General features: G+C 60.4%; 20 protein-coding genes and 3 pseudogenes. 3 read left to right on the forward strand and 20 right to left on the reverse strand.

Translation table 11 applies throughout. The annotated features are described in order from the left end of the window. Positions 1 to 86 precede the first annotated feature (86 nt). The 5 genes and pseudogenes from METLW3_RS26415 to METLW3_RS29375 all read right to left on the reverse strand — a co-directional run bounded on the left by METLW3_RS26415 (position 87) and on the right by METLW3_RS29375 (position 4,758). Positions 87 to 1,220: pseudogene (locus tag METLW3_RS26415) on the reverse strand (IS3 family transposase). A gap of 345 nt (positions 1,221 to 1,565) precedes the next feature. After that, the gene (locus METLW3_RS0123165) at positions 1,566 to 2,366 is read right to left on the reverse strand and encodes a class I SAM-dependent methyltransferase (protein WP_064033698.1); all 801 of its coding nucleotides are present in this window, start codon (positions 2,364 to 2,366) and stop codon (positions 1,566 to 1,568) included. Between the two features lie 154 nt (positions 2,367 to 2,520). Continuing rightward, positions 2,521 to 3,717, reverse strand: a complete 1,197-nt coding sequence (locus METLW3_RS0123170) for a glycosyltransferase (protein WP_036290048.1) — start codon at positions 3,715 to 3,717, stop codon at positions 2,521 to 2,523. A 97-nt stretch (positions 3,718 to 3,814) separates the two neighbouring features. Next, entirely contained in the window at positions 3,815 to 4,111 is a 297-nt protein-coding gene (locus METLW3_RS0123175; RefSeq protein ID WP_134188300.1) for a hypothetical protein, read from the reverse strand. After that, positions 4,108 to 4,758, reverse strand: a complete 651-nt coding sequence (locus METLW3_RS29375) for a glycosyltransferase family 4 protein (RefSeq protein ID WP_348625829.1) — start codon at positions 4,756 to 4,758, stop codon at positions 4,108 to 4,110. The genes METLW3_RS0123175 and METLW3_RS29375 overlap by 4 nt, the downstream gene beginning before the upstream one ends. A 126-nt stretch (positions 4,759 to 4,884) precedes the next feature. Here METLW3_RS29375 and METLW3_RS29380 point away from each other — a divergent pair, with 126 nt between their 5' ends. Continuing rightward, on the forward strand, positions 4,885 to 5,214 hold the full coding sequence (locus METLW3_RS29380) for a hypothetical protein (RefSeq protein ID WP_348625830.1): 330 nt from the start codon (positions 4,885 to 4,887) through the stop codon (positions 5,212 to 5,214). Positions 5,215 to 5,338: 124 nt separating this feature from the next. Here the strand turns inward: METLW3_RS29380 and METLW3_RS0123185 are convergent, their stop codons facing one another. The 13 genes and pseudogenes from METLW3_RS0123185 to METLW3_RS0123250 form a co-directional block, all read right to left on the reverse strand. Continuing rightward, on the reverse strand, positions 5,339 to 6,073 hold the full coding sequence (locus tag METLW3_RS0123185) for a class I SAM-dependent methyltransferase (RefSeq protein WP_134188299.1): 735 nt from the start codon (positions 6,071 to 6,073) through the stop codon (positions 5,339 to 5,341). Between the two features lie 40 nt (positions 6,074 to 6,113). Continuing rightward, a complete protein-coding gene (locus METLW3_RS0123190) occupies positions 6,114 to 7,001 on the reverse strand; it encodes a methyltransferase domain-containing protein (protein WP_083967418.1) in 888 nt (295 codons plus the stop codon). 17 nt (positions 7,002 to 7,018) lie between these two features. Then, positions 7,019 to 7,747: a class I SAM-dependent methyltransferase gene (locus METLW3_RS0123195; RefSeq protein ID WP_024882119.1), complete on the reverse strand. Its 729-nt coding sequence runs from the start codon at positions 7,745 to 7,747 to the stop codon at positions 7,019 to 7,021. 238 nt (positions 7,748 to 7,985) lie between these two features. Then, a pseudogene (locus METLW3_RS26430) lies at positions 7,986 to 8,832 on the reverse strand (transposase). A 264-nt stretch (positions 8,833 to 9,096) separates the two neighbouring features. Beyond that, complete coding sequence (locus tag METLW3_RS0123210) at positions 9,097 to 9,909, reverse strand: methyltransferase domain-containing protein (protein WP_024882121.1); 813 nt, start codon at positions 9,907 to 9,909, stop codon at positions 9,097 to 9,099. 11 nt (positions 9,910 to 9,920) lie between these two features. Next, a complete protein-coding gene (locus METLW3_RS0123215) occupies positions 9,921 to 11,000 on the reverse strand; it encodes a glycosyltransferase (RefSeq protein ID WP_166671917.1) in 1,080 nt (359 codons plus the stop codon). A gap of 34 nt (positions 11,001 to 11,034) precedes the next feature. Beyond that, complete coding sequence (locus tag METLW3_RS0123220; protein WP_051465632.1) at positions 11,035 to 11,718, reverse strand: methyltransferase domain-containing protein; 684 nt, start codon at positions 11,716 to 11,718, stop codon at positions 11,035 to 11,037. A 210-nt stretch (positions 11,719 to 11,928) separates the two neighbouring features. Then, positions 11,929 to 14,064 (reverse strand): bi-domain-containing oxidoreductase, encoded by a 2,136-nt coding sequence (locus METLW3_RS0123225; RefSeq protein ID WP_024882124.1) that lies wholly within the window; start codon positions 14,062 to 14,064, stop codon positions 11,929 to 11,931. A gap of 16 nt (positions 14,065 to 14,080) precedes the next feature. Continuing rightward, the gene (locus tag METLW3_RS0123230; protein WP_198022884.1) at positions 14,081 to 15,748 is read right to left on the reverse strand and encodes an alginate lyase family protein; all 1,668 of its coding nucleotides are present in this window, start codon (positions 15,746 to 15,748) and stop codon (positions 14,081 to 14,083) included. A 20-nt stretch (positions 15,749 to 15,768) separates the two neighbouring features. Then, positions 15,769 to 17,043 (reverse strand): glycosyltransferase family 4 protein, encoded by a 1,275-nt coding sequence (locus tag METLW3_RS29325; RefSeq protein ID WP_024882126.1) that lies wholly within the window; start codon positions 17,041 to 17,043, stop codon positions 15,769 to 15,771. Positions 17,044 to 17,061: 18 nt separating this feature from the next. Further along, positions 17,062 to 18,219: a UDP-N-acetylglucosamine 2-epimerase (non-hydrolyzing) gene (gene wecB, locus METLW3_RS0123240; RefSeq protein WP_024882127.1), complete on the reverse strand. Its 1,158-nt coding sequence runs from the start codon at positions 18,217 to 18,219 to the stop codon at positions 17,062 to 17,064. Between the two features lie 52 nt (positions 18,220 to 18,271). Further along, positions 18,272 to 19,627, reverse strand: a complete 1,356-nt coding sequence (locus METLW3_RS0123245; RefSeq protein WP_026597738.1) for a nucleotide sugar dehydrogenase — start codon at positions 19,625 to 19,627, stop codon at positions 18,272 to 18,274. Between the two features lie 230 nt (positions 19,628 to 19,857). After that, positions 19,858 to 20,316 (reverse strand): hypothetical protein, encoded by a 459-nt coding sequence (locus tag METLW3_RS0123250; protein WP_024882129.1) that lies wholly within the window; start codon positions 20,314 to 20,316, stop codon positions 19,858 to 19,860. 214 nt (positions 20,317 to 20,530) lie between these two features. Between METLW3_RS0123250 and METLW3_RS26435 the strand changes: the two genes are divergently transcribed. Next, a protein-coding gene (locus METLW3_RS26435; protein ID WP_245267484.1) for an IS6 family transposase occupies positions 20,531 to 21,281 on the forward strand; the annotation gives its coding sequence in 2 pieces (ribosomal slippage) (positions 20,531 to 20,629 and positions 20,631 to 21,281; 750 coding nt in all). A 787-nt stretch (positions 21,282 to 22,068) separates the two neighbouring features. Beyond that, positions 22,069 to 23,339: pseudogene (locus METLW3_RS26440) on the forward strand (IS1380 family transposase). Positions 23,340 to 23,739: 400 nt separating this feature from the next. Here the strand turns inward: METLW3_RS26440 and METLW3_RS26445 are convergent. Both METLW3_RS26445 and METLW3_RS27895 read right to left on the reverse strand, forming a co-directional pair. Then, positions 23,740 to 24,415 (reverse strand): IS6 family transposase gene (locus METLW3_RS26445; protein ID WP_245267485.1). Its coding sequence is split into 2 segments (ribosomal slippage): positions 23,740 to 24,159 and positions 24,161 to 24,415, totalling 675 coding nucleotides; the frame shifts between segments, so codons are not numbered across the junction. A gap of 27 nt (positions 24,416 to 24,442) precedes the next feature. Continuing rightward, positions 24,443 to 24,736, reverse strand: a complete 294-nt coding sequence (locus METLW3_RS27895) for an SDR family NAD(P)-dependent oxidoreductase (protein WP_083967421.1) — start codon at positions 24,734 to 24,736, stop codon at positions 24,443 to 24,445. Positions 24,737 to 24,810: the final 74 nt, after the last annotated feature.

Here is a 24,810-nt window from a genome sequence, read left to right on the forward strand (position 1 = left end):
GGCCGACGCTGGATTTCAGCCGCGCGCGATTGGCGTAGACGGCGTCGCGCGCCGCTTCGTCGTCCCACTGACGTGCCCCCGAAGTTTCATCCAGCGGCGATTTGAGTCCCGGCGGTTGATACGCCCGCAGGCGTGGGGTGAGCAACAGGCGATCAGCGGAGCTGGTCCGGATTGCGCAGCCGATCGCCTGTTGCGGTGAGCGCGGCTGCATAGTCCGCTGGCGTCGCATAGCCGAGGGAAGAGTGCGGGCCCCGGTGGTTATAATCGTGAACCCAAGAGCGAACTTTCTCTCTCGCATGGTCGAGGCCGAAGAACAGCGTCTCGTTGAGCAGCTCGTCCCGCATGCAGCCGTTGAAGCTCTCGCAGAAGCCGTTCTGCATCGGCTTCCCCGGCATGATGAAATGCCATTCGATTTTGTTCGCCTCCGACCAGGACAGGACGGCGTTCGAGGTGAACTCCGTCCCATTGTCGGAAACGATCATGCCAGGCTTGCCGCGCCTTTCGATCAGCGCCGACAGCTCGCGCGCAACCCGCTTTCCGGAGATCGACGTGTCCAGGATCGCCGCCAGGCATTCTCGCGTCACGCACGAAGTCGAGAGACCATCGGGCATTCGGCTTCGCCTCGACGATAATCGCGCCCGTGTTCCCACGGCGCGGCGGCGCGCGCGGCGCTTCCTCACCGTCAGCCCTTCCTCGCGGTAGAGCCGATAGATGCGGTTCTTACCCGAGCGCTCGCCCCGCTGACGAAGCAAGACGAACAGCCGCCGGTAGCCGAAGCGCCGACGCGCATTGGCGAGATCGCGCAGCTCGGCGCGAAGCTCGGCGTCGGCCGGGCGCGTCGACGTGTAGCGCGCCGTCTTGCGATCGATCGCGTCGATCCGGCAGGCCCGACGTTCCGACAGGCCCATGACGGCCTGAAGGTGCGCGACGGCTTCGCGCTTGACGGCGGGCCCTACCATTTTTTTGCCAGGAGCTCGCGAAGCGCCGCCGCATCGAGCATCTGATCGGCCAAGAGCTTCTTCAGACGCGCGTTTTCCTCCTCCAGCGCCTTCAGCCGCTTGGCCTCGGAAACGTCCATCCCGCCGAATTTGGCTCTTCCAATTGTAGAGCGTCGTCTCCGAAACCGCGTATTTGCGCGCGAGGTCCGCCGCCTTCGCGCCGGCTTCCTGCTCCCGCAAAATCCCGATGATCTGCTCTTCCGTGAACCGTTTCTTCTTCATCGTGTCCGTCCTGCAATCGGCCGGACTCTAATCGATGCTGGTGGAGTTTTTCAGGGGCAGGTCAGCTCGTCGTAAAATGCGTGCCCCGGAGAGCGCGGTAGCTCGGCCCAGCCGACAACCAGATCCCCCCTGCGTCCCCGTCTCACGCCGCATCGCCATCAAGCCAACCTCAGCCGAATCTCACTTGGAAACCGAATCAGCCAGGCGCGACTTCGTCAACGGGCTGTTACGACGCCGCATCATCGTGAATGGGCTGGTTCGCGCAAATGAAGCGCCGACTTCATCGCGCTCACGCCGCAGCCGAGCCGGATGCATGCATCCGTCCGCAGAACGTCTAAGCCGGGCTCAAATCGGCTTCCTCAACTTGAACAAAGCTTCTCCGCCACGCTTGCTCAACTTACCGGCGTAGGCCGCCTCGAGGAGATAATTGATCTGATGCAGAATGCGGTCGCCGAACGGCAGGCAGATTCCGTAACGACGCATCTCAGCCAACTCGAACCCGGCCGCGGATCCAGCGGCAAGTATCTCGTCCTTGGAGAAAGCTTCGACCTTGTAGATCACGCGTCGCAACGGCGACCGCGCGTAGAGGGTGCTGATCCAGGCGCCTGGATGGTCTGTCAGAGTGGACTGCAAGATGAGCACGCCACCACGCCGGAGGCTGGTGAAGGCGCGCGCCAGGAGTTCTGGGAGGCGACCAGTGTGCGCAATCAAACCAAGGCAAAGGATCACGTCAAATCGGTCAGCGCCCGCCTTCGTCAGCAGTTCGAATCCGTCTTCATTAGTCCATGTAATACTGCCGGCCGGTGGCCGCTGCTTGAAACCTCGCTGAGCCAACTGCAGCATTCCCGGGCTGATGTCATTCACGAGCAACTCGTCGAATGCGAGGAATGAGGCAACTGCATGGGTAATCTCGCCTGAGCCCGCCGCAATGTCGAGGAGCGCACGCGGTTTCTCTCCAGACAACAATTCGACAGTGAGTTGGCGTCGCAGTTGAAATTGAACCGCGGCACCAGTGTGTGTGTGGGGGTCAAAGTTGGTCGCGTAACTTTCCGCCAATCGTTCAAAATGCCCCGCCACAGCCTCTTGGCAGGGGGCGGCTTCCGCCGGTTGCTGGCTAGAAAAAACAAGGCCTTCAGAATTTCTCATCGTGTCCTCTGTCAGCGGCGATCACTGCCGGTCAAGTTACAACTCTGGTGCAAACGACGGGCGATGGGCACGGCCGCTCGATGCGAGGAGCGGGGTGAGTATGATGTCGACCTTTGACGTTCTTTTCACAAAGGCCGGGATCTCGTTCGCGAGATCATCGCTGTCTGCGTGCGTCGATATTGCGCGTGGCGATCACTCTGTGGAGCAGTTCCACCTGAAGTTTGAACTTTTCACTGGAACTTGGGTACGCGCGCGGCAATTGTCGTCGTCCGGCCGTGATGAGGCGCGAGCGCAGTTCCGCAGAGCGAGCGAGCTCGATCAAGCGGGCAGCGATTTGGTCGACATCCTGTGGTGGCACGAAGATCGCCGCGTCTCCGCACAGCTCGCGCGCAAAATCCATATCGGACGTCACCAATGGTCGCTCGAAGAAAAAGCTTTCAGGATAGACGGCGGTCGAGGCCTCGCGCAATGTCGGCAGGAATACTGCGGAAGCGGCTCGATAGGCGAGCGCCAGCTCGTTGAGCCGCAACGTGCCCACGGCAACGAGGCGATCCGCGATCCCAAGCCGCTTCGCCTCGGCGGCAATCGCGCGCCAGTGGGGACTCGACGGCTCCAGCGTGAATCGGAACTCAAAGTCCAACTCAGGATCGAGCCGTCGCATCGCCGCCGCGACTGGGGGCGTAATCTCAAGATTCTTGTGGAGATAATATGCCGTTGGAATCAAGATTCCGAAACATCCAATGGGCGGATCCTCTCCGGGACTGTGCTGCGCGAGAAGCGGATTGACGCAGTTTCCGATCACGGAAATTCGGTCTGGATCAATTTGGAGGCGGCGTGCCAACCTGTCGGCAACCACTTGCGTTTGGACTGCAAAATGATCGGCTTGGCGAAGCGCGATACACCGTAACCAATCGGTGAGCTTCCCGAGGAGCGTCGGCGATGTGAGCGGGCCGTCGGGTTTATAAATGAGAGTGGGAAGCGCAAAGCCGACGACATGGTAGGCGCGCGCGCGAAAGTATGCCGGCCCGCTAACCGTGAATACGATATCCGGCGCAAATGCGGCTTCGATATGGGGCAGCTTATAGCGAAGCCACACGCGGTCAAAATTGTGTCTTTTCTGCACGAAGAACACACGAGCATCGAAAGCGACTTCCGGCGGAAGGAAAGACTGGAGTGGGATGGGCACAACCGCCTGCCAATCGATATCGGACTGTTGTCGCAAATTGACGAGGAGGGCGATAGCTCCTTGAACCCCTCCCCCCCAGGCGAGCGGCGTGCAATCTACGAGAACTTTCATTCCAGAAACCTTGGGAGAGCCGGTTGGAGTGTGGGTCTTGCAGGCGAAAATCAAGGGGCGCTCGACGTGCGGCGTTTGGTCGATGACAAAATGCAGTCACCACCTGCTCACCTCCGCCGACGAAGAGCGGCGTAACCACCGAGGAATCTCGCTATTGGCGCCTTGTGGGATTTGCGAGGGAATACCCGCCCGCATACCGCGGCGTCACTTGGCCGTCGGCGGAGGACAGTCCTGGCATGAGGTAGAAGTAAACGAAGCTGGTCATCAACAGCATGCACGGCAGAGAAATTGCGCCGAGCTTGAATGACTGCACCGAGACGAAATTGGCGATCGCCAGCAACGCCAAATTCAGCAGGCCCGTTTTCGATCCAATCAGATCGGAAATTGCTCTAAGATCGGAAAGAGAGTGAGCAATCCCGGTTCGACCCTGATTGAGATCAGGAGTCATGCCTTCGGCTCAGCGAGGCGGACGTCGCTCAAACCTGCCAGCTTTCGGATGACTGCGACAAAAGCGCGGCCGCAGGCCTCGTCGCTGTATCGTTGCGCGGTCGCCAGCGCCGCCGCCGACATGGCGGCCCGCAATCGCCGATCGGTTACGATGCGCGCGATTCCATCGGCTATGGCTGTTCCGTCGCGTTCGGGAACGATCAGGCCTTCGACGCCGTCCTGAACGACCGAACCACTCGATTCTGTCGTGACCACCGGAAGGCCGTTGGCCAGGGCCTCATAAATCGATGTCGCGGACCCTTCGGCGAGCGAGGGCAGACAGAATACATCCGTGCGCGCGAACTCCTCCGCCATCCGTTCGCGGTCGAGCGCGCCGAGGAAGACGAGGTCTTGTGTCTCCGGCCGCGCTCGGACAATCGGCGACACCCGACCGGCGACAATGAGTGCGATGTTCATTCCCCGCTGGTTCAAGATGCGCGCCGCCTCGGCGAGATACGGAATGCCCTTGCGCAGGCCCGCCGCGCCGGCGAACAACACTCGCCCCGGCTCCGGCCGGGCCTCGCGCAGCAGGACGCCGCTGGCGCCGTAGGGAACGAGCCTCACCCGCGCCGGATCGAAGCCGGGCAAATCTCCGAGATCGCGCGCCACGGCCCGCGAGGGGCAAAGGTAGAGATCGGATATGGCGACGAGGCGGCTCATTCGTTTGCGGTAGAATTCGATTACTGACGGGGAAGTGCTGTCGCTTTCCCAACCCGGCCATCGCGAGCGTTCCTCGTGTTCGATCTCGAGATATTTGGGCGTGACGACAAAATCGGAGACAATCCGCGCGCCGCGGCGCTTGGCAAACGCCAGGAACGAGCCGCCATTGCCGTGATAATTGACGACAATGTCAGCGCCCTCGAGGCCGCGCAGGCGATTGGGCCAAGCGAGCGCCTCGTCGATCAGCGGGTAGGCGCGTTCCGCATGCAGAAAGGACATCGACGTCGAGACGAGGTTGGGCAGCACGCTAGCGTGCAAGCGTGCGCTAGGCACACCGCGAACCGTCCGGCGCGCGATGGCCCCGCGAAGCCGCGGCGCGAACCGAGCGGCGAATTGCGCCAATGAGCCAGCATCGCCCTCCGGCCAGGCGGCGTCGGTCACGAGACTATGCAGCAAATTCGCGGCTTCCAAATGTCGCGCATAGACGAAGTTTCGTCGCGCGCCCTGCTGGATCATCATGACTCGCCGTTCAGTCATGATCGCTCATGGGCTTCGTGGCCATCGCCTCGATCTGAAACCAGCGGCGATCGAGTTGCCCCCAGACCCGGCAACAGAAATTAAACACGGGGCGTCCGAGTCGTGCGAGCTGCCTGCTCATCCTGGGCGGCCATTTGTGGATATAGGGCCGGGAATATTCGACCTCATAGCCAGCCGCCTTGAGCAGATTGCCAATGCTCTGCGGGCTCCAGGAATAGACATGCTGATTGATGTCCTTCGTCTTATAGACCCAGCTGATGTTTTCGCAGGGAACCACGATGTGCAGCTTGCCACCGGGTTTCAACAGCGGTTTCAAGGCCCGCAACTCCTGCCAGGGCTCGAGCGCATGCTCCAACGCATTGTCGGAAATGACGACGTCGATGCTCTCCTGCCCGATCGCCGCGAGCGCTTCTGCCGCGTTGGCGAAAGCCCGCACGCCATTGCTCACTGCGGTCTCGCGCGCCGTGGCGTTGGGTTCGATGGCGAATCGCTCGGCGCATTCGAGATTGGCGAGCAGGAATCCCCCGCCGCAACCCAAATCCAGCACCCTCGATGCAGGCTCGATCGATTTGCGAAATTTGTCGATATTGGCCCATCCGCCAAATTGCCCTCCATCCTTCTGCCACTCGAAATAGGCTGCATCGTAATGCGCTGATACTGTCGGACGCGCCGTTGCTGGTTCGCTCATTGAATGTGCTCGCTTACTGTTCCATGATTCCGCCTCCACGCGACTGCGCGGACTGCATTGTGGTCAACCTGTCCCGCAATCAAAATCGGTCCTGATCTGGGCCTTTGAAGGCGATAAAGCCTAGTTCATAATTTTCCCATGGATCGCCGCCGCTCGGAGATTCATAGCGGCGCCGCGATCTGGAAAATTGGGCGTCATAAAACACATCGTCGAGAAAATTCGGGTGGACGCCGCCCCACATCGTGCGCCACGACTGCGGAAATCGCTCTCGATGGCGTGCGGAGCCGTTCGGCGCCACAGCAATGAATACACCGCCCAGCCGCAGGCATTTCCATGCCAGATCGAAGACCTTCGACGGCGCCGGAACATGTTCGAGGACATGGGCCGAAAAAAAACAGTCGAAGCTGTTGTACAGCGGATGCTCTTCGTCGATCGCAAAGGGGTCGTCGACGTGGCGAACGCCTAGCTTCGCGATGCCGTAATTGCGGCGATCCTCGGCGATTTCATAGGACTCGACGTCATATCCAGCGCGGGCGAATTGATAGCTGCCGTAGCCCCAGGAACAGCCGAAGTCGAAAACCTTGTCGCCTTCCGCGACGCCGTGTCGCTTCAAAAGTCCGACATAGCGGGAAAAATCCCGCTCCGAGCCGGCGAAGTTCGCGGCGGTCAACGCTGCGATTTCCGTGTCGGAGGGACAAATCATGGCAGTCCCTTCCTGGTAATGGAAATTGTAAAATATCTTGTTGAACTCTTCCGTGTCCGTCGGGCCGCGAAACTGGAGACGACACTCGTCGCAGCGCATGAGCCGCGTCACTAAGAACTTCCTGTCTATTTCTTGCGCGGCCGCAGAACCGCAGTTGGGACAGATCCATCCCGCCGGATCAGCAAAGCGTAACGCGCTTCGCAGAAGATATTGCAGTCGGCTCATTTGAAACCCTTTGGCGCTCCGTTGCAGCCGTTTGATCATGGCCGACAGACGATGCTCTATCCGTGTTTGTCTTCGCGGGTCGCGAACACCGCCAGTGTTTGCGCCGCCCGGTAGAGGTCGGGCCCGCTCGGCCTCGTGCTCATATAATAGACGTCAGGAAATTTCGAGCGTAAGCTCAGAACATCGTCATGGATGGAATAGGAGTAATACACCCCATCTCCTTCGCTGAAATGATACCCCCGGAAGCCGGTACGAATATAGTCACAAATCCTCCAGAGGCCGAGCGCATTCAAAATCTGTTTCATCGCCCGACTTTTGAAACTGCCCTGCCCGAAATTATTTGCGTCGGAGATAAATACGGCTCTACGCGCCACCCTGCACATTTCGGCGACCGCGCGCCGATGATCTTCGATATGATGGAGTATCCCGAAAGCGCAAACGACGTCGATGGAATTATCAACGAACTCCAACGCCAACGCATCGCCCGCGACGAGCTGGGTCTCCGCCAGTCCCTTTGCATAGGCGATTTCGCGAAGCGCCTGAGACGGCTCGACGCCCTTCAATTCGAGACCGGGCCGATCTTTCAGATAGAACAGCGCGCGGCCCGTTCCCGAGCCGACATCCAGCACACTCGTGAAAGCATATTGGCCGATCATCGCGGCGAGCCAACCGAGAGCCTTGGCGTGCTCGTCTCTCGGATCGATGTGAAGCGCATCGTAATCGGCGGCGGCGGCGGCGTAATATTCGGCCAGCGCCTGCTTCGCGCCGGCGACGGGGTCGGTCATGTCGTCGCTCCTGAATGGGCCGGCCGAGCCTGCCTGGGCGATCCACTCGCGGCCTGCGACGCGGCTCGCGCGATAAGCGCTGTCGTAGACAATTCGCGCTGGTCCATGCTCAGCCGCGCAACGTAATTCTCGAAAGCAATCTCTTGCCCGGTCACGCCTCGCCTCGCTTGCTGTTGCGCAGCGATCGAAATTCGAAAAGCGCCGCCAAAATCGATGTCGGGGGCCGCTAGAGTATCCGTTATGGACAAGGGGCTTTTTCAGCCCAAGTGCGATCATCGCGCAACAAGGCGCTGGCGAGGACGATCATTCTGCGCATAAGGGCGGTGATGGCGACCTTGCCTGGCTTCCCCTTGAGGAGCCTGGCAAAGCCGGCCTTCATCTGCGGACTGTCGTCGGACAGCCGCGAGGCCAGCGAGGCTCGACGCCTGTCCTCCTTCGAGGCGGCCGAGTTCTGGCATTTCGATGAGCAGGGCGAAAGCCGTGAATTTCGAGACTCCGGGGACGGAGAGGAGAATTTCGAACCGGCGAGTGAGGAGCGGATCGCCTTCGATGCGCTGTTCGACTGCGGCGTCTATCTCCACGATTTTCGCGTCGATTTCGGCGATGCGCTTTTTGTTCCGCCTTTCGAGCAGCGAAAGCGTGATCGCCTTCGCGCGGTTCGTGGCGGCGGTGCGGTCTTTGATGAGCGCGGCTCTCGCCAGATGCAATTCTTTCAGCTCGGCGATGGTCTGGCTGACGCAAGGGCGAGGCTCGAGGTCGAGAGCCTCTCCCATGCGCGCCAGCATGGCGGCGTCGGCGCGATCGGTTTTGACGAGCTTGCCGGCGGCCTCGGCGAAGCGGCGCGCGTGGCCCGAATTGACTTTGGCTATCGGCAGACCGGCTATGTCGAGCGCGCGTTCACGCGCGCGATGGTAAGGGCCGGTGGGCTCGAACACGACACGCTTCACCGGCGCGGCGCCCATCCATTTGATCAAGGCCTTTCGGCCGGTCTTGTCATTGGCGAAACGGCGCGCGGCTCCGTCCACGAGGCGATGCGCGTCGAGCCAAGCTTTTGAAACGTCGACGCCAATGGTAGAAGGGTTCATCTTTTCCATGCCTCTGCTTGTCATTCGGGCCAAAAGCCCGAGTATCCGATCAGGCCAAAGGAAAAGACGAGGGCGATCATACTCTAGCTCTAACCGTCAAACGGTCCGCGGTTTCCCGATTCATCCCTCGCCGGTGACGAGAGCGGTTCCTTTCTGCCTCAGCGGCAGGAAAAGTCATAAGATAAGTGCTTTCCGATCAAACGGAATCGTTCGATCGATCAGAATTCGCTTCGACGAAAGAAAGCTAGAGCGACATCGCCCTCGTCAGGACGCGGAGGCCGCAGGCTTCGACGCCGATGCGATGGAAAAGCGCGGCTTATACGCCTCCAGCCCGATACAGAACGGGGCGAAGCCGAAACGCCGCATCAGCAGCTTGTCGAACAAGGGCGGTAGCGGACGCAGCGGCAGTGCTACGGCCCAGCCGAAGAGCGGATGAATGCGTCCGATCTGCCACATGAGCCAGGCGCTCGACTGGCTGATCGGGCCGGAGATGAAGCTGAACTCTTCGATCGTCAGACCCGATAGAGCGCAGAGTTCCGATAGCATCGCCCGGTTGTAGCCGGCGCGCACATGGCGCCCGTCCTCGACGTCCGGAAATGGACCGTAATCCATGAAAGTTTGCGGAATCCTATGGAGATGAGGCGTCGTCAGCAACAGCCGTCCGCCGGGTTTCAGGCAGTTGACCATGGATTTCATGAGCGCCAGGTCGTCGAGGATGTGCTCGATATTCTCGCAACACAACACGACGTCGAAGGCGCCAATAAAATCGGTTCGCTCGTGCAGCTTGCGGACGTCGCAGATCTCGAATGTCGCGCTCTGGACGTTGCAAAGCGCCGCGCGTTTTTGCGCTACCCTCTGATTCCGCTCATCCCAGCTCAATCCGAGGCTCCTGTATCCCCGTCTGGCCGTGCCGATGGTGAAGGCGCCCGAGCCGCAGCCGACATCCAGCAAGCGATCGGCGTTGCGAGTGACGCGCAGCCGCCGCGTGATCCATCGCATGCGATCCCAGACGAGTGCGTCGCCATGATGCAGCGTGGCCTGGAACCCGAATAATCGCACGAGGAGAGAATTGAACATTTCGTGTTTCCTTACAGGAATTCCGGGCGCTGACGCGCTTGGTCCCGTGCATCATGCAAAAATTCGCTGATCAGCCCTTCAACTTCACGACCGAATCGCCCGGGGCCGAATGCTCCGGCGAGTTGTCTCGACTCCGCTTCGGCCTCAACCAGCCGCGCATCATCGAAGTCGGCCGCCTCGTGCAAGGCTCGCAAAAGCTCATCCTCGTTTCCCGCGACAAAGCGCACCGCGTTGCGCGCGCCTGCAAGATCGTCCGCGCTGCCGACGCGATCGCTCAACAAAAGGCTGCAGCCGCATGAGGTTGCTTCATGCACGACCAGCCCCCACGCCTCGGCGAGCGAGGGCAATACGAAGACTCTCGCCATTCGGAACCTTTCGGCCAATTGCTCGGGTTGCACGAAATCCTCGGTCACGATGTTATCATGTTGGGGAATGAGATGCTTCAGTTCGCCGTTACCACACAGGCGTAACCTCCAATCGGGGCGTGAACGGGAAAAGCGGATAAAGGCGTTAGCGAGACCAAGCACGTCTTTGCGAGCGATGAACTGGCCAACGAAAAGAAAGGTTTTGGGCCGCGACGCGAGATCGCCCCCGCCATGGAACAGAGTTTGGTCCGCGCCATACATGCCGCTGCGCACCAGATCGGCCGGCATCCCGAACCAGCGCATCAGCCTTTCGCCTTGGCGACCCGGGACAATCATGGCGTCAAAATGGCGTCTGTGAAAGATACGAAAGGCGATGGCGCCGAGAGCAAACTGCCGGAAATCTCCACGCCAGTTAGCGTCGCTGAGACCGATCACGCGGCCGCCGCGGGCCTTCACCTCGCGGCCGAGCGCTACGAACGCCGGATAGGCCCAACCGGACTGCACGAAGATTTCAGGGATGGCGAATCCGAGATCGCGCCAGGTCACTGGTTGCATGGCGTCGACCCACGAGATCGGGCAATTCAGCGCCTCTTCCATGCCCGTGATCGGCACTTCCGGCGGCGAGCCGACGACGATACAATCTTGGCCCAAGCGATCCACAGCGCCGCGAATGAGCCGCGCTGCGTATTGTGGCAAGCCCATCCATGAAAATGCGATCTGCGTCACGCGCGACATATCCGCTCGAGCCTGCGAGCGACTCTCATGCTGACATACGGATGGCGACACAGGGCTCGTCCGGGCGTCGGGCCTGAAGGGCGACCTCGGTATGGCCATCGTCGACGAAACGCCCGCGATCCTCGACCAGATCGAACATGGGATCGTTGCTGTCATGAAACTCGCAGGGACGAATTTCGACAAAGCCCGCCTCCCGAAGAAGACTGCTCATCAGTTCCCGATCATACATCCAGCGATGGCCGCTATAGCCGAAGAAAGATCGAAGAGTTCCGACTAGGCCGCGTCGACGCTGCAACAAGCCGATGTGACATGCCCCGATGAAAGCGTCCGCGGCCTCGCCTCGGCCTTCACGCCGATCACGCAGATAGCGTTCGGCCCGCGAAGCGAGATCGGGCACGATCATGCGGAACACGCCGCCCGGACGCAGCGCCTTATACGTGTTAGCGATCGCCCGCGACACGTCTTCCCGTGCAAGGTGCTCCAGCACATGACTGGCGTATATCGCCTCCACAGAGCCGTCGGGCACGGGCAAGCCGGCAACGATATCTCCATAGGCGACATTGGATGGAAACAGGCGGAGGTTCAGAGTGTCGGCTACGAAGCCAACTCCTGGCAGCCGTTCCAGGCGAAGACGCGGGGAGGCGTCGAAACTGATCCACCCTTCCGGGGCGCTGAGGCCGCAGCCATATTGAACATAGCGCTGGTTCAAGATCGCCTCCGAGCGCACCGATTCAGACAGAGGTTGCAGGAATTTCGGCCAATGTAGCGGGCGATCTCGGCTTCGAGTTCGAGCACGGATTTGAAGACGCCTCGCCCGATTTTTCGAGGCGTGATGGACGAGCCTATTTTGTGCAGACATCGAAAACACCTCTGTCGGCGACCTCAGTCCACGACCGGACCAAGAAATGGATTGCCGCTTTCATTCTCGACTCGCCGGAATCGCGACCGGCGCGCAGATGCGTAGCGATTCCTCGATCGCGAATGTCGCTTCTGTGACGGCGACGAGTTGAGCGAGCGGAATGGGCGCCTCGCGCTTGCCCCGCGTCGCCTCGAGAAACGCCGAGACGAGGCCGTGCTGGCCCTTGTTCTGCGCGCTTTTCGTCGTCTTGCGCTTGCCACTCCGCGTCACGGTGAGGCAACGAAAGTCGTCGAGTTGGATCACGCGCCCCCCGGCAAAGACTTCGATATATTCCTTCGGCACGCCCGCGTCGCCGACCGACGAATAGACGATCGTGCCGCTGGAGCCGTCGGCGAAGCGGACGAGGATCGAGACCGCATCGGCATGATCGCGCGTGGCGATCGCTTGCGCCTCGATCGGCAGGCTTCCGGATAGGAAGGTCAAAGCATCCACGAAATGGCATACTTCGCCGATCACGCGGCCAGCTCCTTCCTCGCGCTGTATCCAACTATCGGCCGGGATAGCGCCCGCGTTGATGCGATATAGCATCACGAGCGCTCCCGTTCGCGGCTCGAGCGCAGCTTTGGCCTTTTGCAGCAGCGGCGCGAAGCGTCGATTAAATCCGACGGTGAGCACGCCCGGCCCGATTTCAGCCGCGCCTAGGACCTCGGTCAGGCCGGAGCTGTCGATCGCCAGTGGTTTTTCACAAAACACGTGCTTTCCAGATCGCAAGGCGTCGCGCGCAAAGCGCGCATGCGTGTCGTGTCGCGTCGCGATGAACACAGTGTCGGTATCATTGTCCTCCAAGGCAGCGGCCGGCTCGGTCGCCGAGACAGCAAATCCATGCTTCTCGGCGGCGTGCCTCGCGCTGACGCCCGTGGCGGTCACCACCGTGGTCAGCGTCGCGCCGCCAGCCTTGCGCAGCGCCGGCAGCAGCACGCCTTGGGCATAATTTCCGAAGCCGAGGAAAGCGACGCCGTTTCCGCCGCTGGCGCGGAGCGCCGGTGGAGCGAGACGCAGACTTCTTTCGATCGCTCGCCCTGCCGCTTCTGGATATGTGATCAGAATGGCGAGATGAGGCTCGTCGCTCTCGAGCAGCTCATACGCCTTCTCCGCCTGCGCGATCGGGAAGCGATGCGTGACGAGCCGCTTCGGCGTCACTTTCCCATCGGCGACGAGTGAGAGAAACGCCTCCATATTGCGCTGTTCGGTCCAGCGCACATAGGGCAGAGGATAGTCCAACCCGTTCTGCTCATAGGCTGGGTCATGCCGGCCCGGACCGTAGGAAAGCGATAGCTTCAGTTCCAATTCGCGCTTGTAGAAGGGCTCACGATCGATGGTCATACCGATCATTCCGACAATGACGATACGGCCTTTCAGTCGGCTGATCTCGGCGGCGAGATTGATCGGTTCATTGGACTTGCTGGACGCCGTGACGATCACCGCATCGGCGCCATATTCATTGGTGAATCCGGCCGTCGCTTCGATCAGGTCGTCGCTGACGGCAGCGTCCGCACCTAGCTCCACTGCTAGTTTCGCGCGCGCCGGATTGGGATCGAAGCCCATAACGCGACAGCCGTTCGCTTTGAGCAATTGAACCGTGAGCAGCCCGAGAAGGCCAAGGCCCATGACCACTACTCGTTCGCCGAGCGTCGGCGAAGCGAGGCGCACACCTTGCAGTGCGATCGAGCCGAGCGTGACGAAGCTCGCGTCCTCATCGTCGACGCCTGCCGGAATGGCCGCGGTGAGATGCATCGGCACAGCATTGAACTCGGCGTGATTGGCTTGTCCCGCGCCCGCGCATGCAATGCGATCACCGACCACATAGGCGCCTCCGCGTCGTCCGATGTCGACGACCTCGCCGGCGAGGCTGTATCCCAAGGGAATCGGAGTATCCAGTTTGGCGAACACTTTCTCGATCGTCGGCCGTAGGCCGTCGCGTCCGACATTGTGCAACACGCGACGCACGAGGTCCGGACGCGCGATCGCCTTGCCGACAAGCGACGCCTTGGCGAGATCGATCAACTGCTTTTCCGTGCCGGAACTGATCAGCGACACTCTGGTCGCGACGAGCACGCCACCATCGATCGCCTTCGGCGCTGGAACTTCGGCGACCCGCAATTCGCCAGTTCGGTAGTTCTGCTCGACCTGCTTCACGAGATCTCCGCTGCTTCTACTCGTCAGCCGAATACGAAACGACGCTCAACTCCGTCGTGACTCCGTCTTCGCCATCGAGTTTGACGCGCAATCGCGTCGTGTCGAACTCCAGACCCATATCCGGCCACCAGACCGCAGGCTCGATTTCGATCGGCCTGGAACAGCTCATTCGGATCGCCACCGCACCGCGCGTTATCGACGCGACGGCGCCGGCGATTTCGACCTGCGCGTCCGGATGCAACAGGAAACCAATGCTCGCCACTCGCTTCGTGTGACCTTCGATTCGGTCCGTGATCGTTATTCGACTCGGTTCGACGGCGAACCCGCGAATGTGGATGGGCGCCTGCGCCAATCGTGCAAAACCGTCGTGCTCTCCCGTGAGCATGAAGCCATCGTCAGTCCGGCTGTAGGAGAGGATGGCGACCTCAGGCCGTCGTCCGCAACGGAACGAACCAAAAAATTCGGCCTGATCCGCGCCGTCGAAACACAATGTGTTGTGGCTCGCCGCCGTCCGACAAAGTTCGCGCCGCTCGCCGGCGACATATTCGAACACACCCTGATCGACGACGATACGCGCGCCGCCGACCGACCATTCGAAGCTCGCTACGTCGCCATGCGCATGTGCAGGCAAATCGTCTGGCCCGATGCGGCCGCAATCGGCGAGAAAATAGCTTTCCTCGCTGCGTAACCCGAAGTAGCCGGCGTCTCGAAAAGCAAAGACATCGCGGGACGACGGCCGTCCACCGAACAGCTTTTCGTAGACAGCCAAGCATTCGCCCGGCGCATAGGCCATCGACAGGCCCGAGTCGTTGAACAATGCGACCGAGCCGTCCGGATGTGTAAGATCGGCGACGACTTGCGCCATGTGGTGTAGAGCATCGTCGAGTTCGCCGTTCAATGGATCGCAGCCGAGCGCATGGCGACACTCGAGCAGATCGGCAAATACCTGGCAGTGGTAGGACGGGGAACGCTCATAATGCATCCCATCCGGCAGGATTTGGGCACGTAATTCCCGCCGTAGCAAACGCAAGCCGCACGCGCGCCAGCGATCCGCGTCGCGACCCGTGAAGAAAGCGGACGCCCAGATCAGCGCTTTGAGGTTCTTTATGAGGTGATTTCCACCGATGTCAGTCTCGAGATTGGCTTCCAGAAATCGCAATTGTCTGGCGAGCGAAGCGATCATCATCGCGCTCTCGTCGACGGTCAGACGCGCGCCGCGGGTGGCTGCTTGCTGCATCCAGACGACGACACGCAACGAAAGCGCATAGCTGTTCCAGGTGTCCTTCCAATAGTCCCGCGCATAGGGAGGGTTGGCGTTCGTCCACTGGCTGACGAGTTCGAAGAACATCTCATCGTCGACGTCCTCCAGATACTCCATGTAGTGGAGATTCATTCGCCAGAGCTGCCCGCCTCGATCGCCACGACGCATCCGCCAGTCGACGATGGCAGGGGACGCATGCGACTGGCGAAGAAAGGTGAAGCGCAAGGATCGACCGATCCGTGCGATCATTCCTCGCCGCGGTTCGAAAAGAGGCGTCGGCGGCCTATCGGCGAGCGGCGGCGCTGTGGCCGGGAGCGGCGCGGACAGTCCGACATGGGCGACGCGTCGTATCAAATCGAGCTCCAAGCGGCGCGCCAATTTGGCCAGCGGCACGTTCCGCCCGAAGGCGATCGCCCGCGCCATCTTGCGCAATGCTCCTTCTTTCATCGGCGGGCCAGCGTCTCGAGTTGCACGGCGACTGGACGCTTCGCCGGTTCAGCGCCGATCGCTGCCGACAGAACATCTAAATAGCGCGCCGCGAGCACTGCCCGATCGTAATGCTCGCGCACATGCGCGCAGCCTGAGGCGCCGAGCCGAGCAACGAGATTGCGGTCATTGGCGAGCCGCAAGATTGCAGCGGCGAGCTCATTCGCGCTCTGCGGGGTGATCGCAATTCCCGCTCGGGCCTCCTCAAGCAATTTACGCGCTTCTCCGTCCACCCCGAGAACAATTGGACGGCGCATAGCCATGGCTTCGAACATTTTGGAAGGCAGCACTGTTTTGAATAGTTCGTCTCGGCGCAGGAGTATGAGGCTGACATCCGTCGCGGCCCATATGCCCGGCATGGCCTCCTTCGGCTGCTGTTCGAGCATCAGGACATTGTCGAGCCGCCTCTCTTCCTTCAGGCGGAGAAGTCGTGGTCGTTCCGCGCCTTCGCCGACGAGTAGGAAAATAATGTCCGTCGCCCCTCGCAGCAACTCGGCCGCCTCCAGAATCGTGTCGAGACCGTGCGCCATGCCGTGCGTTCCGACATAGGCCGCGACGAATTTGCTTTGCAAGTCGAGCCGCTCTTTCGCCGCGTGTGTGTCGTCGCTCGCGTTGAAACGATCGAGGTCCGCGCCATTCTTGATCACTGTTGTCTTTTCCGGCGCGCCGCCGCGCGCGGCGATGTGAGGCATGAATGAGTCCGTCACGGAGACGATCCTATCGGCCCGACGGTAGGCCAGGGCCTCGAGCTGCTCGAGACAGCGAATGAGGAATCCATTGCGCATCGCGCCGACTGTCACAATGCTCTCCGGCCACAGGTCGCGTATCTCGAGAACCCATGGGGTCCGCTTCAACGCGCGAGCGACGAGCCCGACGAGGCCGCAAAAAAATTGCGGTGAAGTCGATATGACGACATCCGGGCGCTGGAGCCAGACGAACGCCATGCTCGCCGACAGTGCGTAAGAGAGGTAGTTCAACGCCCGACGCAGGAAACCTTCATTGGCGGCGATGAGCGTGAACACGCGCACCACGCGCACGCCGTCGATTGTCTCCGTCTGATAGAGCCGATTGACATAGCCGGGATAAACCTTGCCGCGCGGATGGTTCGGCACGCAGGTAACGACGACGACCTCATGCCCAGCGCGCGCCCAAACGCGGGCGTGCTCTGCGGTTCTGGAGGCTGGCGCATTCACCTCGGGCGGGTAGTAGTGCGTAAAAAAGACGATCCGCACGATCAGCTAATTTCCTCGTCAAGCGGGTAGAGGCAAGCGCTCGTGAGCGAGAAACGCGTCGATCTCCTCTGCGATGCGTTCGGCCGCGCGCCCGTCCCACAAGGGTGGGATGCGACCTTTCTTGCCGCCATTGTCGAGGATATCGTCGACCGCAGCATTCAGCTCATCGAGCGTGGCGACGAGTTGATTTGTGCCCTGCTCGATGGTGATCGGGCGCTCGGTGCTATTTCGAACCGTTAGACATGGCGTCCCGAGAGCAGTCGTCTCCTCCTGCACACCGCCGCTGTCGGTGACGACGAAGCGCGCTTCGCGCATGAGCCCGATCGCGCGCAGATAGCTGAGCGGCGGGGCGACGATGATGGGGGAGGAGCGTAGAAATCCGCCGAGATCAGCGCTCTCGATCATCGAACCCGTGCGCGGATGCAGAGGAAACACGAGCGGAATTTTTTGCGCGATCCCGGCCAGAGCTTCAAGAAGCAATGCGAGCTTGTCCCGATCGTCGACATTGGAGGGACGATGCAGTGTGACCAGCGCGAAGCCGCGGCTTACCACATCTTCGCCGATCGCGGGTGTCACGCCGATTTCCGTGAGTGTCTCGCGCGCGGGGGCCGCGCGATGTAGGCACGCATGCAATGTATCGATCATCACATTTCCGACGAAGACGATGCGTTCCGGAGAAACGCCCTCTCCGATCAGATTATCGACGGCGGAATGTTCGGTCGTGAAAAGGAGATCGGAGAGCCGATCTGTCACGAGGCGATTGATCTCCTCCGGCATAGAGCGGTCCTTGCTGCGCAGCCCGGCTTCGACATGAGCGATCGGAATGCGCAGCTTAGCGGCGACGAGCGCGGAGGCGACCGTCGAGTTGACGTCGCCGACTACGAGCAGGAGATCTGGCGTTTTTTTCGACAGCTCGGACTCCATTCCCAACATGATGCGGGCCGTCTGCTCTGTGCCGGTTCCGGACCCCACTTCGAGATTTACATCCGGCGATGGAATGCTGAGTTCGTCGAAAAACACGGCGTTCATGGCGACATCGTAATGTTGCCCAGTATGGATGAGTCGCGCTACGAGGCCCTTGCGCGCCGAGATGGCGCGCATGATCGGCGCGATCTTCACGAAATTGGGGCGCGCGCCGACAACGCAGGCGATCGTTCGCGGCTCGAGTTCCAACATGGCTATTCCATCTCTGAATCGGCGCGACGCTCAGATGCGAATGCTGTCCGCATCACGCCAGGACGACATTGGCGCTCGTCACGCCCCGGTGCCGACATGCGTTTCGCGTATCGACGATCAATTTTGCATGAGAGGCGAGAACGGCGTAATCGACATCGTCGTGATCGGTCGCGATCAGGACCGCGTCATAGCCGCCGATTTGCGCAGGATCCCAGACTTCGGACCGACGCCCGGCCAAAGATTTGTGCTCGCGCGTCTCCGGGATCATGTTGACGTAAGGATCATAGAAACGCACCTCCGCTCCACGCGCTTCGAGCAATTCGATGAGTCGCAGCGACGGGCTTTCTCGGATGTCGTCGACGTTCTTCTTATAGGCGACGCCGAGCACCAAAATGCGCGACTTGTTCAGGCCGCGCCCGCGAGTGGCGTCGAGAGCCCGCGCCAGCTCATTGACGACATGCTGCGGCATGCTGGAATTGATCTCTCCGGCCAGCTCGATAAAGCGCGTCACGACGCCATATTCGCGCGCTTTCCAGGTGAGATAGAAAGGATCTATAGGAATGCAGTGTCCACCCAGCCCTGGCCCGGGATAGAATGGCATATATCCGAAAGGCTTCGATTTCGCGGCCTCGATCACTTCCCACACGTCGATGCCCATCGCGCCATAGACCAGTTTCAGCTCGTTGACGAGCGCGATGTTGACCGCGCGGAAGATGTTTTCGGTCAGCTTGACCGCCTCGGCAGTTGCGCTCGAGGAGACCTCGACGGTCCTCGGGACGAATTGGTTATAGAGCGCGACGGCCAATCTGCGTGCGTCGGCGCTGTCGGCGCCGACGACCTTCGGGATGCGCGACGTCGAAAATTCCAGATTGCCCGGGTCCTCTCGCTCGGGCGAGAAGGCGAGATAAAAGTCTTTGTCGCACGAGAGTCCGCTGGTTTCCAGGATGGGGCGCAACACTTCATAGGTCGTTCCGGGATAGGTTGTGGACTCCAATATAATCAATTGACCGGGTCTCAAACGGGACGCGATCTGCTCTCCCGTCGCGATGACGAAGGAGAGATCCGGGCCGAGATGAGCGTCGAGCGGGGTCGGCACACAGATCAGCAGGGCGTCCGCTTCGGAAAGGCGATCGAAATTGGTCGTCGCCTCGATCAGATTCTGTTTCACGAGCGGGCGAATTCGATTGTCCGAAATATGCTTGAGGTAGCTTTTTCCCTTCGCCAGGGCCTCGGGCTTCATGGGATCGACGTCGAACCCCAGCACATGCGATCCGACTTCGGCGGCGGTGATGCAGATCGGCAGACCGACATAGCCGAGTCCGATCACGCCGATCAGCGCGTGCCTGCGCGTCAGACGTTCTTCGAGAGCATCGATAGGCGCGCGCTGTTGCAATTTCGAGGTTAGCATCGTGCCGTCCATCGTCGGTTAGAAGTGAGGTCGTGAAAAAGCTTTTAGCCATTGTGAAATTTCGAGCGAGGCTCGAACACGGCGTAGGATGTGATAAGAGACGTTCGTTCGCCCGACGCTACCGCACTTCGGGTGAATCGCTTCACCCGAAGCCCGATTTTGTCGTCACGCCGCCGCACGAAGGCGCAGTGGCGCTTACCGTCTCGCGCAACGTGAGGCCATGCGACCCTTCACAGGGTAGAGAAAGCCCATGGCGTCGAGTCGCGCGCTGCTCTCGCGTCGCGTGGAGCAACGAGATGAATTCGAGCTGTTCGGCGATCAGCAGCCGCCGGAGCGTCGCCGGCCATCGGAAGTCCGATTACAGTCAATGTCGTAGCGAAAATTTCGAACGAAGCGACGATCGCCGGAAAGATGTGCGAACCGACGAAATCGACCGGGCGTTCGATCCAGAAATGTAGCCTCAGATCGGAAGGTACGGCGTCGCTGAAGGAGACAGCGGACGTGTGGCGCTTCGACAAAATGCTTCGCGTTCGCGGCGTGAGCTCGCGGGAATGGATGATAGAACGCGCTCGAACAGCATATGCCAATTTCGCTTTTGCGATTCCGAAATTGTCTTTCGAGATAGCAATCGCCTCGATGGCGATGGCGACGAGAGCAAGTTCGGTGAACAGCGAACGAGATTGACGCATCAATGCCGCCTCGAATCTAAATTTAAATGCGCGTGGACGAAATGTTGTGCGAGGCTAGCTCGCGGAGCGAATGGTTCAAGCAGCGTCTATTCTGGAGCCGATTATAGTGCACAATCGGCATTGGTGCTCGTTGGGTAAATTACCAGGCTCTGGTGCAAACGGTATGAGCGGACATAATCCGTGAGGGCAGAACCGGACGCTGGGGTAATGGGTGATGCTGAGTGCGGACAAACTTTTCAAAGGCCGCCATTTCGACCGCGAGATCATCGTTCTCTGCGTGCGCTGGTATCTGCGATACAAGCTCAGCTTTCGACGATCTCGTGGAAATGATGTCCGAACGCGCCTTGGCTTTGGCTCACACGACCATCATGCGCTGGGTTCAGCGCTACGTTCCGGAGTTCGAAAAGCGGTGGAACCGCTTCGCGTGCAGGGTCGGCGGATCGTGGCGCGTCGACGAAACTTACGTCAAGATCAAGGGCTGCTGGGTTTATCTCTATCGCGCCGTCGACAAGGCGGGAAAGACAGTGGACTTTTTGCTGCGCGCCAAGCGGGAGGTCGCCGCCGCCAAAGCGTTTTTCCGTCGTGCGTTCGCGAGCCACGGACGGCCCCCGCGCAAAATCACGCTCGACGGATATCAGGCGTCACATCGGGCGGCGCGCGAGCTTCTCGCGCAGCATCGAGGCAGCGCACGGACTCGAATTCGATCTTCGAAATACCTGAATAATCTGATTGAACAGGATCACCGATCTATCAAGCTTCGCTTGGGTCCTATGCTCGGGTTCAAGCGATTCCGACATGCGGCGATCACCATCGCCGGTGTCGAAATCATGCATCGCATCAGGAATGGTCAATTTGCACTGAGCAAATTTGGTGCCGCTGGGACAACTGCGCCCGAAATCTGGCGTGCGGTGCTCGCGGCCCAATCCCAACGAATGTCGGCCCTCATCGCACGGCGAGGTGCATGAAATTGCACCGCAACCATGCAGATAACTTTCGCCTTTGAGAAGTATCGCGGGCTTGACGGGCTCAATGTCGAGCCGACCACGTTCAGGCCTGAACGGGCTGCCGCAAGGCAAATCGGCAGGCCTACATAGCCCAGCCCGATGAAAACGATCGTCGCGTCCTAGGCGCGGAGCCGCTCCGCAAGTCGCGTTCCAAAGTATCGTGTGCTTTCGTCCATGCAGTTTTCGACGCCTTCCAGCGTTGTTGATTGCTTATCCACTGTCGTGTCCTCGCGACAGGACGCGGCCAGATGACCCGCATTCCAGGGATGCCGAGGTTATTCTGGAGGATTTCAAAACGGCTGTTGAGGCGTTCGTACCACTGCCGTCAATTTTACAGTTCGCGTAGATCGTCGGTCTCGAACGCTGCAGCGGCCAGTGCAAGCATGAGTATGACCGGCAGTAAGACGAGGAGAAACACCGCGAAGGCGAGGGATTGCCCGGTTGCTCGTACCCCCGAAAGTGCGCCTCTTGTTATAGAGCGATCTTTCCCGCTGCTTTTCTTATCATTCGGCATGTGCGTCTGGGATCTTTATTTCTCGGATCGCTGTGTTGGCTTTGTCGCAAATTTTCTTTATGCGCTCGAGGAACGTGTGAGAGTGACGTGGCTCACGCGGTGAGGGCGTGGAACTGCTGCGCAGGACGCAATTCGCCTCTGGTCTTCAACTAATCCTTTCGGATCATATGCAAGAGCTCGATCCTCGTTCGAAGGCGGACGCATCTCCTCGGACGGCGCGTCATTCTGCTCGCCATGGCGGAGCGCCGGCTCGGCGTGGCCCAGCGGCTGGCGCGCTACTTTCTCGATCACCGCGATCCCTCGGGCATCACCCACATCTTCGCCGATATGATCCGCGCCCGCATCTACGCGATCAGCTGCGGTTATGAGGACGCCGACGATCTCGACTTTCTGCGCTCCGACCGGGCGTTCAAGCGCGCCTGCGGGCGTCTGCCCGACACGGGCCGCGATCTCGCCTCGCAGCCGACGCTGTCGCGACTCGACAACGCGCCAGCTCTGCGCGATGTGACCACCTGACCTATGCGCTCGTCGACCAATGGATGGCCTCCTACGACGAGCCGTCGTCCTCCGTCACGCTCGATATCCACGACACGTGCAACATCCCGCATGGCCATCAGCAATTGTCGCTGTTCAACGCCCATTACGACGAGCGCTGCTTTCTGCCGATCCATGTCTACGACACCGAGAAGAGCCGCCTCGTCGCCGGGATCCTACGCACGGGCAAGACGCCGTCCCGCGGCGAGGTGAGAGCGCATCTGCACCCGCTGACGCGATCTATCCGCAAATCTTGGCCGGCGAGCCGCATCCTGTTTCGCGGCGAGGGACATTATGCGTGGCCCGAGGCGATGGCCTTGTGCGACGATCACGGCGTCGATTATGTCTTCGGCCTACCCGGGACCAAGCCGCTGTCCAAGAAAGTCGACGGGATGGCAGACGCTGTCTGCGTCGAGTGCGCCATCGACGACCCGGACGGCGTGCTCGGCTATGCCGAGACGCGCCATTGCGCCAAGTCCTGGGACAGGGGGCGGTGCGCGATCGCCCGCATCGAAGCGACGCGGCTCGGCCTCGATATCCGCTTTGTCGTCACCAATCTCCCATATGGCGCGCCGCAATGGCTCTACGACAGTCTCTACTGCGCGCGCGGACAGGCGGAGAACCTCATCAAGCTGCACAAGACGCAGCTATCCTCCGATCGAACCTCATGCCGTTCGGCGCTCGCCAATCAGCTTCGCCTCGTCTCGCATACCGCCGCCTATTGGCAGGTGCTCCGCGTCCGCGACGCCATTCCGGCACCTTGCGATCTGGCGAAAGTGAAGTTCTCGACGCTACGCCTGCTGAAGGCCGCCGGCCGCGTGATTGAGACCGCGAGCCGCGTGCGCCTCGCCCCTTCACCGCCGCCAGTCCCGAAGCCGATATCTTCTGCTCCCTGCTGGCCCCGCTGCTCCTGCCTGGCGGCCCATGAACGACGGGGCAGCGCGCCCCTCACATCTTTCCTATCCCTCTAACGCGTTCTTGAAGGCGCGGTTCTCGAAGCGGTGAAAAAGCGGAACGACCTCGCACGGCTCGTGAGCCGAACGGCCCAACAATCCAAAAACTGGCCCCGTCATGAATAAGATCGGCTAGAGCCTTGTCGGTCCCACGGCTACCGCACTTTGGGTGAATCGCTTCACCCAAAGTGCGGTCATTCACAGTTCCGCCAAATGACTAGCATTCTAAAAACCTATCATGCTTTTTGGTGGAATTCTTTCCGCAGCATTACCTAATACGAACCCTCTGAGAGACTGTCTCACGTCGAGGGATTCCCGAATCGGCCGAAATTTGTTGAATGAACCGGCTCTGTCGCGAATTTTGGCTTTGCCGCAAATTTTGTTTATGGACGCGATGAACGCGTGAGAGTGACGCGGCTCACGCCGCGAGCGCATAGAACTGCTGGGCTGGACGCAATTCGTCCCTGGTCTGCAACTGGTCCTTTCGGATCATATGCATGAGCTCGATCCCCGAGAGTGTCGCGGCAGCCGATCGAAATGATTTGAAGCCCAACGTCGGCCGCGTCACTCGCTTCATCGCTCGATGGCCCTGCTCGACAATATTATTGAGATATTTGATGCGCCGGATTTCGATGTCCGCTTCATGCTCCGCATTGTAGCTTTCGATCGCCGCCGTGTTGGCGCCGCTCTTGTCGATCGTGATCTTCTCCGGCCCGCCATGTTGGCCGATCGCCTTACGCAGGAAACGCAACGCGGCTTTGCGATCCCTCTTGGCGGTCAACAGAAAATCGACTGTCGCGCCTGCGTTGTCGACGGCCCGATACAGATATTTCACAGCAGCCTTTGACGTTCACGTAGGTCTCATCGAGACGCCAGCTGGATCCGATCGCGCGCTTGCGAGCGCGGAACTGCTTCTCCAGCAAAGGCGCATATTTGACGACCCAGCGGTTGAGCGTGGAATGGTCGACCTCGACGCCTCGCTCTTCCATCATTTCCTCGAGTTGACGATAGCTCATCGGATACGCCACATACCACCGGACGCCCCACAGGATCACGTCGCGTTCAAAATGGCTGCCATTGAAATCGATCCTCACTCTATTCCGCCTGCCCCGGCCCCGCGATCATAGCCCCAACCGGCCCGTGAGAAAAATTCGCGACAGAGCCGGATGTCGGGCTCTGTATTCAACGCCTGGACCGCAGCGCCCCTGCGCCGTGCCGACATCTGCGACCACGAAGCCCGGCTGTTTTCCCGTCGCCTCAGCAATTCGTTCGGCAGCTATCTGCAAGGCTTCGGCGCGACGAGCGACGAGTGTGACATGGACGCCCTCATTGGCGAGCGCCCAGGCGCAGGCCATCCCTGGCCCACGAGAGGCGCCGCAGACGATAGCGGTTCTGTCCGGTATCCGAAGATCCATTCGGGTGCCTCCTTGCTAGACGGCAAATGTGGTCGAATGATCCGCCACCTACGAGCGCGAGGAATATAAGAGTC

The sequence above is a fragment of the Methylosinus sp. LW3 genome, assembly GCF_000527115.1.
Taxonomy (GTDB): Bacteria; Pseudomonadota; Alphaproteobacteria; order Rhizobiales; family Beijerinckiaceae; genus Methylosinus.

What these genes read in the sequence shown, in the direction of transcription:
- METLW3_RS0123230 (WP_198022884.1), bottom strand. Translation starts at nt 15,748, where the DNA reads ATGGCGCGGGCGATCGCCTTCGGGCGGAACGTGCCGCTGGCCAAATTG.
- METLW3_RS27895 (WP_083967421.1), bottom strand. Translation starts at nt 24,736, where the DNA reads ATGGATCTTCGGATACCGGACAGAACCGCTATCGTCTGCGGCGCCTCT.
- METLW3_RS0123245 (WP_026597738.1), bottom strand. Translation starts at nt 19,627, where the DNA reads ATGCTAACCTCGAAATTGCAACAGCGCGCGCCTATCGATGCTCTCGAA.
- METLW3_RS0123250 (WP_024882129.1), bottom strand. Translation starts at nt 20,316, where the DNA reads ATGCGTCAATCTCGTTCGCTGTTCACCGAACTTGCTCTCGTCGCCATC.
- METLW3_RS0123210 (WP_024882121.1), bottom strand. Translation starts at nt 9,909, where the DNA reads ATGTTCAATTCTCTCCTCGTGCGATTATTCGGGTTCCAGGCCACGCTG.
- wecB (WP_024882127.1), bottom strand. Translation starts at nt 18,219, where the DNA reads ATGTTGGAACTCGAGCCGCGAACGATCGCCTGCGTTGTCGGCGCGCGC.
- METLW3_RS0123165 (WP_064033698.1), bottom strand. Translation starts at nt 2,366, where the DNA reads ATGAGAAATTCTGAAGGCCTTGTTTTTTCTAGCCAGCAACCGGCGGAA.
- METLW3_RS0123190 (WP_083967418.1), bottom strand. Translation starts at nt 7,001, where the DNA reads ATGATCAAACGGCTGCAACGGAGCGCCAAAGGGTTTCAAATGAGCCGA.
- METLW3_RS0123195 (WP_024882119.1), bottom strand. Translation starts at nt 7,747, where the DNA reads ATGACCGACCCCGTCGCCGGCGCGAAGCAGGCGCTGGCCGAATATTAC.
- METLW3_RS0123175 (WP_134188300.1), bottom strand. Translation starts at nt 4,111, where the DNA reads ATGACTCCTGATCTCAATCAGGGTCGAACCGGGATTGCTCACTCTCTT.